Source organism: Bacillus sp. DB-2, from assembly GCF_003315125.1.
Lineage (GTDB): Bacteria > Bacillota > Bacilli > Bacillales > Bacillaceae_G > Bacillus_A > Bacillus_A mycoides.
This window is the reverse complement of the sequence record NZ_QNRN01000010.1, coordinates 151,738-169,233: the sequence shown is the minus strand read 5'-3', so window position 1 is coordinate 169,233 and position 17,496 is coordinate 151,738. Positions and strand designations below refer to the sequence as shown.

Below are 17,496 nucleotides of genomic sequence, written 5' to 3'. Positions count from 1 at the left end.
TACTTGCCTCCCCTTTTAACTTCGTAAACCAAAGAAACCCTTTTTCATAGAGGATGTATGCTGGAATGGAATATCAAATCCAGCTGCTTCCATAATGTGATGGACCTTTTCATTAATTTGTGGAGAACCAAATTGCATCCCCCATTCATAACTCGTACGATCTCTATCATACGAAATTGCCACCGCAATTTTTTGAGAAGAAAGCTTTTCAATATCCTCTACATAATTCTCATCCGCCATATTTAATACATGAATCATGCGAGGTAATGTTAGCTTAGCTTCTTCTATCAGCTTTAATTCCTGCTTGATTGCTAACGCACCACGAGGGTTTCCATTTAGCACATGAACAACAAGATCTGATTGGTATAAGATTGGGTAACTCAGCACCTCGGATAATTCAGTTGGCACCGATAGAATGATGTAATCGTATTCTGTCTCTACAAGTGATTCGATAAATGTTGTTACAAACAATTCTTTGTTTTGAATCTCAGGGAATTGAGCCATGTTATAACCTGATGGAAATACTAGAAAATCCATCTTATCGTGCAATTTTTGTATCAGCTTTGGATTCAATTTTTTCTCTAGTAAATCTTGCTTTGTGCAAATGTACTGCAAGAGATTGTATTCATTTTCTTTCCTTACAAGCTCTAATATATTTTTGCTGTCATGGCTAAGACCTGTTCCAACTGCAAAGCTTGGTCTCACTTGGTCTGCTTCTACATACAGCACCTTTTTCCCTAAATGAGCTAACTCATTCGCCATCGCAATACTTAACGTGCTTTTCCCTACGTTTTCGTTTGTCGCATAAAAGGCAACCATTCTTACTTGCCGCTCCATCTTAATACCCCCTTTCTTATTTGGATTCGTTCAGATACTGTGCAACATATTCTTTTACATTTTTAGAAATTGGATTGGTTGAATGTTTCTCTACATAGTCTAAAATGTTCTTCTGATCAGATATTTGTGAGAACCCTTCTGCTGGTTGTAATTCTTTCCCTGTTTGTTCAACCTTTTGTCCAACTGCAACGGGAATCACATCTCCAAGCATTTTCGCACGATTCAAGTATTGGAGTTGTTCTGGCGAAACAGCCAATGTATATAAACGAGTTACCTTCGGTTTTTGTTTCCCCTCTTGTTCCTCTTTTGATTCTTTCTTTTCTAACACGAATGCATCTTCTGTATTACTATCTTTTGCTGCCGTAACACGTACACGTTGGAAAAGACCACCGAATACAACCTTCTCATTGTCTCCTTCTTTCACAACCTGTTTGAAATACAAGTCCACGTATGTGTTAGGAATAATACTATTCCCGGAACTTGTTTCAAGATCAACGAGTAATGGGAAAGCAACTTCTTCATCTTTCAGGTTTAATATTGCAGAGTCTGGTAACTCTTCTTTCTTTACCACTTTATTTTTGAAGAGATAGCTATTTTCTGTAATGGGTTGCCCATCATTTGTCCATTTTCCTACGACCTCTTTCTTACTCACGCGTAATGCATTGGGCGGAATGGAATCACCAGGTAATGTGCGTTCAACTAGCATATCCTCTTTAATCTCTGTATGAGCGGGTATATCCTTTGCGGCTACGACAATCTTTGTTGGTTTTACTGCATTCTCCACTGCAAAATGATTGTATCCATAGATACCAGCGACTGTTGCAGCGGCAAGACCAACCGCAGCAATCTGCTTCTTTTGAAACTTAGATGGCTTCAATGTTTGTGTTCCTCCTTATGTAGCCTTTAAACGCAAAAAAAGGACACACCTATGGCATAAAGCGCCTTAGGTGTGTCCTTTTAGCTAATCTAAAGTCTATATGAAAATGTTGGATTTGTTTTCTTTAATATTACAATTTCAATATTATGATATATACGGTTTTATGTCAATCATTTCTAAAAAAAAATCTATTTTTTCTATTCCAACGCACGAATTACAAAAAACAAAAAACCTTTAAAAACGTTGTCATATCAAGGTTTTCAAGCTATTAACTACCCATTAAATATGATATAATAGATGTAACGTAACTGAATATTTCAGGGTGGTCGGTTGCTATCCTTTCTCTTTCATTTTATGGGGAAAGGAGGTGACCAAATGGACATTCTTTTCACTATAGCAATTGAAATTTTGAAAGTTATTGCTAGAGAAGTCGCTGTATTTTTTGCAAAACGAGTAGGCAAATTCCTATCAACGTCTTGGAAGAAAATACAAAAAAAGCGACAAAAAACGAAAAGAACCACCCTCAATGCCAGCAAGCGTCTGAAGGGCGGTTCTAAGAAAAAATAAACTTTTTTTAGCAACCATCCACCTTGCGGTAGCAGTTACATTAGGCGAGATGTTAGAGCATCTCGTCTTTATTAGTTTATGCAAAAACTATCTTTGTAATACTTCTACACATATTATAACATCAACTATGGTCCATGTCATGTCTCTGCATCCACTATAGTGGATGAAATAAATAAAATTATTTCTAAAACGAAATCAATTTTGTCCCTGTTTCAAAATACTTTGCAGGAGCATAGCTTTTCCCATTCCGATCCTGAAATTCACTTCCAATGCACAGAGATACAATCATTACGACAACCCCGATGAAAATTGCACGTCTCACACGTTGTTTTTTCTTTTTATCCACTTTAAATTCCCCTTTCTACGAAAAAAGGCACATCCCAATTAAGGGATGTGCCTTTGGTTTATCCATTCAGCTACTAGTTTAAGATGAATTACTATTGTCGTTTCATCTTATTATACAATATTACTTTCTATTTTTCATATAATACCAGTCTGACAAATCAGTGATAATATGTTCTTTTCCAACCCAATTCCAGCCTGGCGTTTGTACAGGGAATGGAAGATCAGCAAGTACTCTTCTCTTTTTGAAGTCATCGTAAGCAACGCCTTTAATTTCTATCTCATTCGTCATACATAAGCTCATTTCGTTGATACCTGCTGGGTTTGTTTCAACATTAAACGGATATTTTCCATCTTTCGTTTTCAATGGTGCGTACCATTTGCGTCCCCCATCAATAATCTTTTCCTGTCCATCCCAATATAGGGACTTTGTCGGTCTTTTACTATCAAATACAAGACCTGTTATTTCAGACAAATACATATTTTTAGGTAGGAATTTCGATGTCAATCCAGTATTAGAAACATGCTCCAAATCTTGTGTAGTTTTTAATCCTTCATCGGCAAAAGGATATTGTGCCGTTGCTTCTGTAAATACACCAGGGTAATTTGCATTCCAATCATTTTTGTATTTCCCATTTACTTCATAAGTGAATCCATATCCACTATGAAGCTTAGAAGGTACTAGATTATCAATACCTCCACTTAACGTTTCATAATACATTTCTCCAACTGTATCATCTTTAGAAACACGCTCACTGACTGTTTCTACCACACCTTTTACGCTAGTTACACCACACATCCCTTTTTCATGTGATGGTGCATAGATACCTGTTTTAATAGGATTATTTTTGTATGTGGTTTCTTCTACATCTATACGATTACCAGCAGGGTTAATTTCCGCTTGAATTGTTCCTTTCCCTTTATGCTGCCAGTCAAGGTTCAATGTTTTCTTTTCTCCCTCTGTTAGTCTTACCTTTTGTGAAGCCACCTGTTGCCCGTTATGTTTTAGCACGACTACTGTTTCAGGATTCACATATTTTTCTTCTAATCCATCTAACTTCTTAATTTTTTTCTTCTCTTTATCTAGCTTCTCCCTTGCCTTATCTAACCTACCCGCAGCGTTGTCTAATCTATTCTCTTCCCATGAGCAGTCCCTATCATAATAGTGGTGATTTCCTTCCGCATCTATTTCATGAATAGGATCACGACGGCAATAACTTAGACTTGATTGAGCGCTATCTCTATCTGATTCAGTGCTATTTACTTCCTGCTGGGACTTATTAATATTATTATTTACCTTCGCTCTATATTGATCACGGTCTGGCTTAAAGTTATCACGTGATACATCTACCCTTGTTTTAATATTTTTTCCTTCTCTTGCTGTTTCACCTTCAATTCGGTCAGCCGAAAAATCAATTTTATATTTATACTCTTCTTCATCACCTGGATCTGGGTTAGGTGTCACTTCTGTACCACAATTACCATCTACATTAAAGTTGACTGTTTTCTCATTTGAATCCCTTTGAACAGCGTCTGTTACTTTAATTTTCGCAGTATAGCGCCCGCACATTTGCGGCTGCCAGCTTACATCTTCTTTAGTAAATTGTCCTGCATCGCCTTCATTTGGTTTCTGATTATCTGTTTGTGGGTTTGAACGTAAGTAATTCTCCTGATGATGCACTGTTTCGCCATCTTTTGTAATATCTAGCATCCATTTCACACGATTTCTTTCCCCGGCAGCTGCTTGATATGGATTTACTGTTGTTCCATTTGGATCTCTATCGTTGTATCCCTTATTTTTACTTACATATTCGAAACCGTTAAATGTAAATTTAACAGGGACATCCTTTTTGCCACTAGACGCTTTAAACTCTTTTATTTCTGGTTTACTTGTACGTACATACCACAAGTTATAATCATTAACCCCACTTACTCCACCAGATCCAGCATATCCACCAGAAAGATATGCAATATCACGAATCCAATAGAATAACCCATATCTTGAACCTTTTGTATTTACAATTTGATGTGATTTTAAATTCTCTAAAACAAACTCTGAATTCCCCCAATACTTATTAGAGATAACCGCAGAATCAATCCGTTCTTTCTCAGTTATCATCCTATCCCCAACAGTAATCGATGGATTGATATAACCTTCATTAGAAATTCGTACATACGGTTCACTTGAATCGACATTTTGAACTAAATTTTCCCATGGATTCTCCCAATTAAAAGCCCCATTATATACAGCTGGATAATGCAAATCAGATAAATACATTAAGCGCTCAGCTTCATATCCCTTTCCTGGACGAACGTATTTCCCCTCCATTTGCAATTGTCCAGATAAAAGATAAGTATCCTCATTCCCATTGAAGAAGGGAATTTCATTATTCTTAGCATCTACTGAAATAGGAAGTGTCAACAGTAGTGATGTACAAGCAAATAGTATTTTCTTTTTAATTTTCATGAATATTCCTCCTGAATACAAAAAAGGACACACCCGTACCATTGGCTGGTACGTAAGGTGTGTCCTTTACGTGATTTTAAAATCCGTATATTAAACTATATATTGATTCTAGCAAATTTTATTTCTCTTTACAATTACTTTATTTACTTTGTACTTGAATATACATCATTTTATCAGCAGTTGAATGTCCAATACGAACTTTATGATTTTGAGTAGTGTAATTATTAATCACTTGAGCATCTACTGTCTCTTGGATTTCTTTATCTAAATTTAATTCAGGGTTTATGAAAGTAACCCATTTCTTAGTTAATTCTACTGTTGCTTTATTATTATATAAGAAGGCGATTTCAAAGTTATTTTTATCTGTTGCATCAACATAGAATTGTGCTCCAATTGAACCTGCTGGTAAATACATATCTTTATCAATGAGTTTTACATATACTCCAACATCGCTATACTTTAAATTAGTATTATATTTTTTGTTGATAGAGCTAACAATATCTTGCCCCTCTTTGGTTACTAGTTTTTGAACAGTAACGTTATTGTTAAAAGCTTCTTGATTAAATTCCATATCTTTAGTTGCTAAATTTTCATTTAACCCTACTGGCAATTTAATTTCAGGCTTTGTTTCTGGCTTTTCTTCTGGTTTTGTTTCAGGTTTCGGGTCTGGCTTCACTTCTGGTTTTTCTTCTGGTTTCGTTTCAGGTTTTGGATCTGGCTTCACTTCTGGTTTTTCTTCTGGTTTTGTTTCAGGTTTCGGGTCTGGCTTCACTTCTGGCTTTTCCTCTGGTTTTGTTTCAGGTTTCGGGTCTGGCTTCACTTCTGGTTTTTCTTCTGGTTTTGTTTCTTTTTCAATTACATTAATAGAGTTATATAGGAACTGACTGTATTGCTCACGAGTTACATGCATTTGTGGTGAATACATATTTCCTCCTGTACCTGATGTAACACCATTCTCTTCTAAAGCATTAATTGCGTTATACGCCCAAGAGTTTTTATCAACATCTTTAAATGAAGTTGTAGTTGTCGCCTTAAATTTAAATGCATTAGTAAGTACCTGTGCCATTTGTTCACGAGTTAAAATATCATCTGGACCGTATTTCCCTTCACCATAACCACTTACTAGACCCGCTTTCGCAAGTGCTAAGATTTCTTTTTCAAACATGTGTCCCTTAATATCTGTAAATGGATTTTTGAAACTAGCATCTGCATCTGCTGGTTTTACGTATGCGTAAATCATACGCGCTACCTGTCCACGAGTTACATTGTCACCAAAACCAAACTGTCCATTTCCGTATCCTGCTACTACTTTACGGTTTGCTAAATCATAGATTGCTTTCGTAGACCAGTGATTAGCTGGAACATCATTAAATTTTAATGAATCTGTGTTATCAGCCTTAGCAGTAAATGCTCCTGCTCCTAATAGTGATGTACCCATAATTGTTAGTGCTGTTGCTGTTTTTAAAAATTTGTTAGCCATTGTTTGTTCCTCCAAATATATTAGTTTTTTTATAGATTCTCTTATTGTACCTAAATTAAACATAAAATCTAGATGTTTTAACATATTAATTATTTGATTAGCGTTGTTTTTATAACCGCTGTTCTATATGGAAAATATTACCATATAAAAATGGGCTTGTAAAGTATTTTTATATATTTATTTATAAATATATTTTTCTAGCAAAAAAACTATACTTTTCAGCATAGTTTTCTGCTCTTTTATATGAATATTTTTATTTTCAACGGAAATAGATTTGCCCCATTCCATCCTTGTTTGCCCATATTGGCGCTTTCACACTGTCCACTCCTATCATTTTAAAAATGAAGAAGTGGTGTTCCGCTTTAATTTTAAAATTCAGTGGCTGATTATGATCTACGCGCCCATTCGTATATTCATATTTCCACCCATCCATTTTTTGCTCTTTCATTTTCTTCTCTATATCCGGTATTAAATTCACATTTTTTCCTTCATACGTGTACTGAAATCCACCTGTTTGCTCTGCTAATTCTACTGTACTAGCAGCAAAATCATGCGCTTTCACTAACTGCATACCATACAGTACACCTTCTGGTATAAGAGTGATTAATAATAAAGAAAGCGTTAGAAAAAGCGCTGTCGTTACTGTATTTTGCATTTCTTACACACCTACTTTTTCTTATTTATTTCACGTTTCCTCCAGCTTTCTTTTTATCAGAATCTGCTTCATAAATATATATGTGTTTTGCGTTACTCTTAATGTTACCTTTCTTTTCATCAAATTGCTTGGTATAACTAGCAGCTTCCGCATCTCCTTCAACTGCAATCATTGCTGGGTTTTCTTGTACAGCATGTACAGAAAAATCACGTTTTGACGCTGGGTCCTTAAATGTTGCATTTTGTTTATAGGATTCTTCAAATTCTTTCTTTGCAATTTCTGGATCGATAGCAATTTCTTCTTGTGCACGTAAAACACCAACTTTTACGGATTTATCCATTGCTGCACTTCCAGCACGCTCTAAAGCAGACTTATTATCTGAGTGTGTTGTATCTCCGATAATCATATCTGTCATTAAAAACAGGCAACCAACAAATAATAATACTGAAGCAGCACCTATAATAAATTTTTGCATATTATATCATCCCTTCTTAACTTTCAGTCTTTCGGAATCTAAATCCGCTTAAAATGGAGCTTTTCTTCTGGTTCAATAATTCATTTGGTAGTAATAACTCTGCTATCTTCTTCATTATTCCTTCTAACTCTCTATAATAGTTACGACTTGATAGCAAAGTGCTACTATTTAACTGTGCTTCAAATACATCCTCAATTCCATAAGGTGGTATAGCTGCTAATAACTTCTGTCCTAAACATTCTTCCACTACCTCGTGTTTTAACAATGATGATGAAAATTTATTCCCAATTACTTTGGTTTTCTCTAATGCTAAGTAGGAAACTAACTTTCTTTCTTTTTGCGTAAGAGGGTGTGCTATCTTTAACATTTGATGAAGATCTGGCTCCGCTACAAAGAATATGTAATCAGCCATTTCGCATATCTCATGGTATAAATCTTTGTCCCAATCATTCCCTGCATCAATAATAGAAATAGGTGCTTCTTGGTTCCCCAATAAGACCTTAATAAAATGGTCAAAATCCTGCTCTGTTTCATTTTTTAATTCTTGGTCTACAATAGGATTCTTTACGATAAAGTTTATTTTTCCTTGCTTCCACTTTGGAATCGATAATATATCGGATTCCTTCTGTAACATCTCTTTATAGCGCTGTAACATGAACTCACTGCGATAATTTTCTGGTGCTTCTGTGTAGCCCTTTAATAGTGGATACGTATATCCCTCATCGTATAAATTCTCTATATAGTTCACATCAATCTGTAGTTCATTCAAATAGGCAGCTAGGAGATGTGAAACAAAAGTAGCTCCACTTCTCCTATTCATACTGGCCACAACAATTGTTTTCCTTGGAATTGCTATACCAATCTGCTTCTCATATACAGGTTCAAACGATAATTTATATTGCTTTTTAATTATTGGTGCTTTTACCGTTTCCTCTTGTACAGACTTACGTTTTTGTTTGTTTTTAAATATTTTTGACTTAGAGGCAGATTCATCATCGAGTCGTTCCTCTAAGTCACTTGGCACTTCCTCTTCTTCCTCAGCAGGAATGTCCGGTAATTTCGTTTGTTGCGGTGCCTGACTTGCTCCAACAATCTCGGCTACATTCTTAATATCCGACTCCTGTAGCAACTGCGGGATGACTTTATTATCAATATCAATTCTACGAGAGTTGAAAATGTCATAGATACCTAGATAAATCAGTTTCGCCAAAAACTCATCATCATTTTCACGCTCTGTAAAAACTACAATACGAATATCTCGATTAAAACGTATATCCCTTAACTTCTGTAAGATAATCAATTCACGTTTATCTTCCTGTCCCGCATCAATATTTAATCGCTTATCATTAATACATAGAATATTGGGTTGTTCCGTATCTAGTATTTCATCTAGATATTTTATGTGCATCACATCACTATCAGCCACTTCAAATCCCGCGCCAACAAAATCTTCTCGTAAATATGCCGTATATACAGTATCACTGATGGCTAATACAATTTTTTTGACCATGGTAGACCTCCTTCAACTTTTAGCGTTGGATTAAAATCATGTTTTCAATTGGAATTTGCGCCTGTTGATGAATCTTCCCAAAAATCTCATTCAGAATATACTCCACTTCAACTTGTTCCAATGGTCGTGGTGCCTCAAAATCAGAATTAAGTTTTATTCGTATTTCCAGTCGATCTTGAATTTCATTTAATGGTGTATCGAGATAAAGAATTCTGTAGTATAAAACACCATCTTCAATGCTTTTTTGAATCATATCTCTTGTTTGATGAATAAATGTTACCTCTGCAAGCTCAACGAAAGGATTGTCTATCGTTACTCCGCTATTCCAAGTTAGATTCCAAATCTCACAATGTTCTTCCGCATGCACAACAACTCCATTTACTGAAGGCGTAATTGCAAAAAGGTGATCTACAGGAACTTTAGTTAAAGTAGTGGTATCCCCATTCACTAGTTCCAATCCTTTTTCCAAGCGTTCGTGTTCAAACGTACATTCAGCGCCAGCAAATGCAATTTCGCAAAATACTTGTTCTAGTAATGGACGAATCCCCTCAAATGTTCGTATTGCAAATACACTAAATTCCTGTGTTTCATCTGTTCGAATGATTTCATATAATTCAAACTCAGATGCATTAACTAAAGCAAAAGGAATATCTTTAATAAGATTCGAATCAGTATATAGCTCCTCTGGAATATGGGTTTCAGGATGATGTACAAACTCAAGGCATAGTTGATATCCTTTTAAAAATGCATTCTTGACTGCTGCTGGGAATAGAGTTTCAAAGCGCTTTACATTGTTCTTAAATTTCTTTTCTTCAACTTCGTTATTAAACTCCCTTTCTTGTAGGATATTAGCTTTGTTACCTAACAATAAAAAGTAATGATTAATGATACGACTAATACTTTCTTCAAACGTTGAATTATCCTCACAATACTTTGCAAATCTCTCTTTACTCATGCTTACAATTTCATTCATAGTTCTGATTTCTCCCTTTCAAATGTTATTAATACATAAAAAAAGACACACCGATGGCAGGTTATGTGCCTTCGGTGTGTCCGTTTAGCTAAAGAATGAATCTATTAATTTGTATATTTCTCTTAGTAAATTGTTGTTCATGTATAAGAATACATCTCTGAATTTTAAAAGTCAACAGTTTCAAAAAATCCTAATGCTAATATATTCACTTATATTTTTCTTATTTTTTATGTATCTAATCTAAAGAAAACAATATTTCAAATAAAAATATATTCAAGTATTTTATATAAATAATACAAGAATCATATATAACTAAACTCAATTATTAAATATAAAGAGAAAATACAAGTACTTATGAATCCTTATATACCATACGTTCTTTTATATTAAACCAAATTACATATCGTACTATCCCCATTACATACAAGTAATGAATCATAAAAAACACAAATTAAGAAGCTAAATATCATATTACTAAGAATTCACAGGTTTTAATATATAGTATTAAGATAACCACAAGTATTGAATCGAATTATAAACAAAATGAATCGTATCCAAAAGCAGCATAAACTGTTTATATATTTACGTAAAAGCGCCGGTAAAGACATTTCCTTAACAAAAAAACATGTCCTCAAATTAAAGAACATGCCAAATAACCCTTGCTTTTATGTGATTTTTTAACAAGGGCTGCTGCTTACTATATTTTTTAAGATTTTATGAAGTCTGGATAGGCACCATTTTGATTATAATAATTCATCATTACATCGTGTCTTTCTTCTACAGACAAGCTTTTTTCCGTAAAATCAGTCCAGGATTCTCTAAATTGTACTCGCATAAATGCAGGAATAGAGAATATTTCTTGCTCTTTCGTATAATTTTCAACCTGATCTAATGCATAAGTCATTGCGGTAATCAGTAATTCGTTTTGTTTTCCCTTTGTTGGCATGTATGCAGCAACGTCCACAATTTCCTGTTTAAATGCAATCATCATATTTTCACGATCTTTCTTTCGTAATGATTGTCCCATATATTTTAAACGAGATACTGCTTCCTTTCTGCATTTCGCTACTGGTCTATGTAAATCTTTTTTATCATTCTCAATTACACAGTTTAAAGAAAATACCACATTGAACTTTTCAATGATGACTTGTTTCACCTGTTTTCTAACACGCGCTATGCGAGAGTCGCTAGACTTTTTTTCCTTAGAATCAATTGCTGTAAATTGCACAATTGGTTTTAAAATTTCTATGTATTGTCGTACCTTCTTTGCATTACGATTCAATTTATCCTTTAAAAAAGCCATTCTTCTTGTAATCTCGAACTCTTGAATCTGGTGCTTATAATGCTCCATACCAATTTTTCTCGAAAAAGTATTTATTAATTCTAATAGGAACATAATCCCTCTGTTATCACGAGCCTTTACAAGACTACTAAGTATAGTTGTTTGAATAAGATGAAATGGAATTCGGAAATATGATAGTGATATATCTGTAGTTTTTGCAGCAGTATGGTTATACAAGGCATAATCTACAACCTCATATACAGTACGATTTCCAACAGGTGTCTCTTTTACGAGCCTATGCTCCAAGCAAACTTGAAACCCCGTATAAATTGTTGTGTAGGGAATCCCACTTTTCTTAGCAAGATCCATGATTTGAAATTCACGTGGTAGCATACCAATATCATTACATTCAAAGTGAAGCAAGATATAAGTAGCTAAAGCTGAAGATGGTAATTCTTTTCGTTCATTTTCTAGTTTCACGATGTTTAATAATCCATCGAAAAACTTAACCCCATGAACCTTAAAGTTCTGTTGGGAAAAAGCCATTTGCGCATTCATAGTCTTCTTTTACTCCCCTCCCCAAAAACACAAAAAAGACACACCGCTGGCAGGTAATGCGCCTTCGGTGTGTCCGTTTAGCAAATTTTTATTTATTTGTATATAACCCTTAAACAATTGATATTCATGTATAGATTATCTTTATAAAATTAAAATGTCAATACATTTTCTCATTTAAATTTTATAAGAAATAAAACCTATAATTGATTTAATTAGAAGTTGTACCGTAGATATCTTCTTACTGTTAATAATATGCGTTCGACTTCCTATCATTTCCATTTGAATAGACTTTCCCCATAACAACCACACTTTTTTTAGCGTAACACTATCAGTATGTCCAAGTTTAGAAGATTACTTGCAAAAACTTTAGAGTTTTTGCACCAAAACCTTTCAACCCTTATATACAGCCGGATTTTCAAAACTACTTAGTACATAATTAACTCACATATTAATGTTATGTAAACAATTAAAATTCATTCCAGAGAATGCATTCACATTAACATATCAACTGACATTAACATGTAATATGATTCGCGCTGTTAAATGTTGATTTCATATCAATATTTAACAGCGGAGAACAAGTATACACACACATTCATTTGACATCATTAACAACCTTATAAGAAACATTTCTAAATGACTAGAATTATAAATACCTATAGAACCTGCCCAGGCTTGCACCATAGTTAAAAGCTAACAAAATACAATAAAACTTATAAACCAATACATACTTCAGTGTATTAATAACCTCTATAACAAATCTCAATTATATTTTTGATATATTTCACCTAAATAAACACTACTTCGATGGAGCTTCAAAATTCACTCTTAACTCTATAAAACTAAACCCTTAACAAGTTGTCCTTTTAGTTGATACAAAATTAACAACAAGTATAGCATCGTATTCAAATATCAATCTCTTGTTAATAGCATTATAGTTTCATGTTAATGATAATGATATAGATATTCTTAACAATATCACTCAATAACCGGTCAACATGTTAATTTCATTCTCTTTATTCACTTTGTTATTTGCACACATAATTAATCAATTAACACCGAAAAGGTATTGATCGACTTATTTAGATGATCAAAAGGAAACTTTAGCATATTTAACCTTCATATCAAAGTGTTCTATAAAATCCATCACTATATATTTATTTTATTTATATATTAATCAAAGCGATTATTGAACATTCTATGTTGAAAGTGCCCCTTTATGGAAGACCACCATAGATACAGCAGGCGCCTATGGTTATTTTAGTTGATAAGACATTAACATTGATAAGAGGCTGTTCTTGTGTGATTTATTTCATATCAATGTCACATTCCATGTTAATGTCAATACAAACTCAAGATTCGCCCCTGGATCGGATGATTTTCACCTTTATTAAAAAACAAGGCGTTTTATGTTAGATAAATAACGTCTTTAAGTTGTTTAAAAGCTACCAGTATTAAATTAACTATGCAAATCCAACCAAGTATCCTATACCATATTAAAATACTCGTACATTTCACATTAATGGCAGCGTAGAGTGGGAATTAACTCTTACAGTTTATTTATCTTGATTCTGATCCTATATCGCTAAGTACATTTAAATTCACCAAATAATACTAATGTAGTAGTATTATTACCTTTTTCTCTAGTTTTTATACATTATAATTTAAATTCCTTAGTTTAGTATGCTTGTTTTTCCATAGTATACTTTAATTATATCCTTATAACTTATTTACAAAACACCTATATTTCCTTATCATTAATATTAAGTGACATGATTTGTTAATCTCATGGCAACTATCATTAATCTTACTAACATAAAAGATAGGTATTTTCATCGATAGAACATTACCATTTAGACACTTAGAGTTAACAGTAATATCAACAAATCAAGCATATTACGTGTTAACAGTTAATGTTTTGTTAACAAACATTCGGTTGCATGTTAATTTTATATTTCATGTCAATTACTGAACGGGTAGGGATTTACATGATTATTATCGAATTAATGCCTAACATGTCAATTTCAGTTTACATGTTAATTACAAATAGGGTGTTTATGAGTTGATTTTTAAGGAGGTAGTTACAGTGATTGACCAAAAAAACGAATCACAAGACCATCAAACTAATGATGATGACATATTAAATGATACTGTTTTTGAAAAAGCATGGCGAATAACTGAATTTTCTAAACTAGTAGGGCGTCATCATAATACTGTTTATAATTGGTTCAACATTCTAGAGGAAAAAGGGCTTCACGAAACTTTAAGAACCCAAAACACAAACGAAAAACTCTATAATACGTTAGATCTTGAAATTGCTCTATTTATAAAACAAAAAAGAGATGAAAAATGGTCTTTAGATGCCATTATTGACCTTTTACCACACCAGTTTGATTTAAGACCAGTTTCACCAGAGAATCAAACAAATGAAGTATCTACCGAATTAAACCTTCAAGCCGCTGCAGAAATTATCGAAAAAATGGTAACTAAGCAGTTAGAAGAAAAAATAAAACATATTGAATCTCATTATGAAGAAAGGGTTGAAAATATACTAAAACAGTTACCACAACCAGAAGATGTAGAAACCATAAAATTACGCCAACGCCAAGATAGACTGGATAATTTCATTATTGAGCATAGAGCACGTCAGGAATTAAGAAAACAAGCAGAAAGCCTGTGGAATAGTAAACCTGGAGAAGAGCGTACTAGAAAAGTAGGGTGGTTTAAAAAAGAGGAAGATTTGGGTAGAAAACAACTCTTCATTGAGCAGTACATACAGGATAATATTATTGATTATATAAAATCTCTTATGAATACTGTGGAATAACAAAAAAGTCTGGATCTTTATCCAGACTTTTTCTTTATTTTGTAGTACCGAACATCTTATCTGGATCTAGGAAATCCGCAAATTCATCATCTTCATTTGCTCCAGCATCTTTATTTTCTTCATCACTACCCATATCAATAAAATCTCCAAATGCAAAGCCTAAGTCGTCATCATCATCTACATTCTCTATTGTACTAATTTGAGACTTTGTGTACTGAATTTGGCTTTGTCTTTCTTTAAACTCATTAAATTCTTCTACTAAACCTTTAGATAACCTTGATGGTAATGCATCAGTTTTATAGAACGTATATACACTTCCTAAGAAATCATTCTTACTTACTAAATACCCGTTAAAAACGGTACCATTTATAGGTAGATTATTTGAAACTTCTACTTTAGCATCATCCATAAAGGAATCATCAATGTTTTTTTGCTCATCTAAGATAGCCAACATGCCAAAATGATGTACTCTTGACGCTTCAACAGAACCATCGTTATTTTTCTTCATCAAATCAATTGGAGGATGGAATGAGCTTCCTCTTAATGACTCTTGGAACATCTCTATAATTGCATGGCTATTTTCTATCTGGTTCATATTGCGTGAAACCTTATTAATAACTAAACAGCCCGTTTTCTCAAGTAAAATACGTTTAAAGTCTTGAGAATCAAGTATTACAGATGTACCAGATCCATTGGCAGCAGTATTTAACTCATGAATAATCTCACTAATGCGTTGATTTGCATAGTCTCGTGAATTGGCAATACCTTTTTTCTCATTTTCATTTAATTTCTTAAATTCATCATAAAAGTGCTGGTTATCAGCAAATACTACAAATGCTACACCTTTTGATTTATCATTTGCTAATTTCCAAATCTCCTGTGAAAATTTATTTACTTGTCGTAATACATCTGGCCCATCTGCTCGGACAGGCAGTGTTACAACAATCCCCATTTTTATAAAGTCTTTGCGTTCAATAGCATTTTCAAAGGCGATTCTCGTAAACTTCGCTTGATTTGCTTTTATTTCAGCCATTGGGTATTGCTGTGCAACTTTTTGTAATTCTTGTCTAATTACTGGCTTATTATGAAAAGCCGAAAACTCTTCAATGGCCTTAATGATTGTAGAAGTTCCTGTGCCTCCACCAAGTCCTGCAAAAAACAAAACAAGTTCATCAGATGGTCTTACACGTTCAGTTATAAATTCTTTTAATTTTTCTTTTGCGTCATCATTTGAATCAAGAACCTTTACCGCACGCTCAGGGTTTTTACCTAAACCACCTAATTTAAGTGAAACTTGATTGCTTTTTGGTACATTTTTTAGTTCGGCTAGATCCCCATCATTACTATTTAGCGCTAAGCAGTTATATACTGCTGTTCCGTCTGTATGTTTATATTCCGCAAATTTATCTACCATTCTAGTACCAGCTTGACCAAAACCAATCATCGTCATTTTAACTGCTACTTCATTCTTCAAAAAGTTCTTTGCCATTATTTTATCTCTCCTTATTCACTTTTTTTTCTTTTTCCTAATTCAATAAGTACTTGTTGTCCTCTATAAGTTAAGATTAAAAATTTATATGGGTGCATAGTCTTTTCATAAATTAAAGACATTGATGATAATGTACTCACACTTATTTCAGCCGAACGCCTTGATATATTTGTACGTTCAACTTCTAATGAATAAGATTTTCCTTTTGTTTTCTTTACTCTCCTGTCTATAACTACATTTTCCACTATTTCATTAATGGATATGCCCCTCATATATGTTGTCTCTTGAAATTGTTTGTTTACTACGTTTCCTATGTATAGAAATACACTGTATAGTATCTCATCTTGTTCAAGAATATCAGCAAACATGTTTACTACTTCATCTGCAAACTTGATTGTTTGATATTTTTCACTTAAAACCTCGTTCAAGTTGTCCCCCCCTTAAAGCATTGGTTAATTATTCCTAGAAACATAGTACATCATTATACGTCGTATATCAAGTCATTCTATATAAAACTTATATATAAAACTTATATATAGAACTTATAAGTCTCTTAATAAAAGAAATTCTTATTTTACATAGGTTCTTATATACGATGTATATATAAAGTGTATATATGATATATCAATCTCACACTTCATGTAATTCACATTTTAACAAGGATTGATTTACTATCATGACTACATGAAATGAACATATCAAAAAATAGCTCTATTTTATTGACATAAAACTTATAAATTATCAATCCAAAACCTTGTGCATTTTATATATACACTTTGTATATACAGCGTACATTAAACACTATATATATCAATAAATTCCATTCTTATATATATCAATTTCACATCAACACTACATAGTAAGCGGTACATGTAAGTTGTGTGTATAAGAATTATATGTACCGCTTATATAATAATGAGGGAAAAGTTCTGTATTTTAATAATTAACATTGCACTCATCTATTTATATTGATTAAAAGCTTCCATTAAGTTTCTATAAAAATTCATACTTCATTTTCCCTTCATTAACAATTTGCTTTTACATGATTCATCTCTTGTTAGAAAAGGGATTGTTAATGTTATGTTAATGCATTTCTTCACTTAACTTAACTCTTTTATTAATTCGCACAACTGTGTATGCAGTAAAAACAAGGGTGC

14 protein-coding genes are annotated in these 17,496 nt (G+C 33.3%); 2 read left to right on the top strand and 12 right to left on the bottom strand.

Annotated features, from left to right (window positions below):
* Nucleotides 1-15 precede the first annotated feature (15 nt).
* Nucleotides 16-837 carry an AAA family ATPase gene (locus DET63_RS18300; RefSeq protein WP_098342190.1) on the bottom strand — a complete coding sequence of 274 codons (822 nt, stop codon included), beginning with the start codon at nucleotides 835-837 and terminating at the stop codon, nucleotides 16-18.
* Between the two features lie 16 nt (nucleotides 838-853).
* Nucleotides 854-1,714 carry a Flp pilus assembly protein CpaB gene (cpaB, locus tag DET63_RS18295; RefSeq protein WP_113937410.1) on the bottom strand — a complete coding sequence of 287 codons (861 nt, stop codon included), beginning with the start codon at nucleotides 1,712-1,714 and terminating at the stop codon, nucleotides 854-856.
* Nucleotides 1,715-2,089: 375 nt separating this feature from the next.
* Between cpaB and DET63_RS18290 the strand changes: the two genes are divergently transcribed.
* Entirely contained in the window at nucleotides 2,090-2,281 is a 192-nt protein-coding gene (locus DET63_RS18290) for a hypothetical protein (protein ID WP_098342189.1), read from the top strand.
* Nucleotides 2,282-2,465: 184 nt separating this feature from the next.
* On the opposite strand, the gene DET63_RS30305 is transcribed toward DET63_RS18290, so the two are convergent.
* From DET63_RS30305 to DET63_RS18255, 8 genes are all read right to left on the bottom strand, one after another.
* Nucleotides 2,466-2,627 carry a hypothetical protein gene (locus tag DET63_RS30305; protein WP_176535837.1) on the bottom strand — a complete coding sequence of 54 codons (162 nt, stop codon included), beginning with the start codon at nucleotides 2,625-2,627 and terminating at the stop codon, nucleotides 2,466-2,468.
* A 120-nt stretch (nucleotides 2,628-2,747) separates the two neighbouring features.
* A complete protein-coding gene (locus DET63_RS18285) occupies nucleotides 2,748-5,090 on the bottom strand; it encodes a hypothetical protein (RefSeq protein ID WP_113937409.1) in 2,343 nt (780 codons plus the stop codon).
* A gap of 139 nt (nucleotides 5,091-5,229) precedes the next feature.
* Nucleotides 5,230-6,633 carry an S-layer homology domain-containing protein gene (locus DET63_RS18280; protein ID WP_113937461.1) on the bottom strand — a complete coding sequence of 468 codons (1,404 nt, stop codon included), beginning with the start codon at nucleotides 6,631-6,633 and terminating at the stop codon, nucleotides 5,230-5,232.
* Nucleotides 6,634-6,829: 196 nt separating this feature from the next.
* Nucleotides 6,830-7,225 (bottom strand): DUF4320 family protein, encoded by a 396-nt coding sequence (locus DET63_RS18275; RefSeq protein ID WP_002139736.1) that lies wholly within the window; start codon nucleotides 7,223-7,225, stop codon nucleotides 6,830-6,832.
* Between the two features lie 25 nt (nucleotides 7,226-7,250).
* Complete coding sequence (locus DET63_RS18270) at nucleotides 7,251-7,700, bottom strand: hypothetical protein (RefSeq protein ID WP_113937408.1); 450 nt, start codon at nucleotides 7,698-7,700, stop codon at nucleotides 7,251-7,253.
* Between the two features lie 16 nt (nucleotides 7,701-7,716).
* Complete coding sequence (locus DET63_RS18265) at nucleotides 7,717-9,210, bottom strand: CpaE/TadZ family protein (protein ID WP_113937407.1); 1,494 nt, start codon at nucleotides 9,208-9,210, stop codon at nucleotides 7,717-7,719.
* A gap of 19 nt (nucleotides 9,211-9,229) precedes the next feature.
* Nucleotides 9,230-10,183: a hypothetical protein gene (locus DET63_RS18260; protein WP_113937406.1), complete on the bottom strand. Its 954-nt coding sequence runs from the start codon at nucleotides 10,181-10,183 to the stop codon at nucleotides 9,230-9,232.
* Nucleotides 10,184-10,889: 706 nt separating this feature from the next.
* Entirely contained in the window at nucleotides 10,890-12,023 is a 1,134-nt protein-coding gene (locus DET63_RS18255; RefSeq protein WP_113937405.1) for a hypothetical protein, read from the bottom strand.
* 2,086 nt (nucleotides 12,024-14,109) lie between these two features.
* On the opposite strand from DET63_RS18255, the gene DET63_RS18250 reads away from it, so the two are divergent.
* A complete protein-coding gene (locus DET63_RS18250; RefSeq protein WP_113937404.1) occupies nucleotides 14,110-14,850 on the top strand; it encodes a MerR family transcriptional regulator in 741 nt (246 codons plus the stop codon).
* A gap of 34 nt (nucleotides 14,851-14,884) precedes the next feature.
* Here the strand turns inward: DET63_RS18250 and DET63_RS18245 are convergent, their stop codons facing one another.
* Together DET63_RS18245 and DET63_RS18240 are read right to left on the bottom strand one after the other, a co-directional pair.
* The gene (locus DET63_RS18245; RefSeq protein WP_002069458.1) at nucleotides 14,885-16,339 is read right to left on the bottom strand and encodes an FtsZ/tubulin family protein; all 1,455 of its coding nucleotides are present in this window, start codon (nucleotides 16,337-16,339) and stop codon (nucleotides 14,885-14,887) included.
* Between the two features lie 14 nt (nucleotides 16,340-16,353).
* Complete coding sequence (locus DET63_RS18240; RefSeq protein WP_078205620.1) at nucleotides 16,354-16,767, bottom strand: hypothetical protein; 414 nt, start codon at nucleotides 16,765-16,767, stop codon at nucleotides 16,354-16,356.
* Between the last annotated feature and the right edge of the window lie 729 nt (nucleotides 16,768-17,496).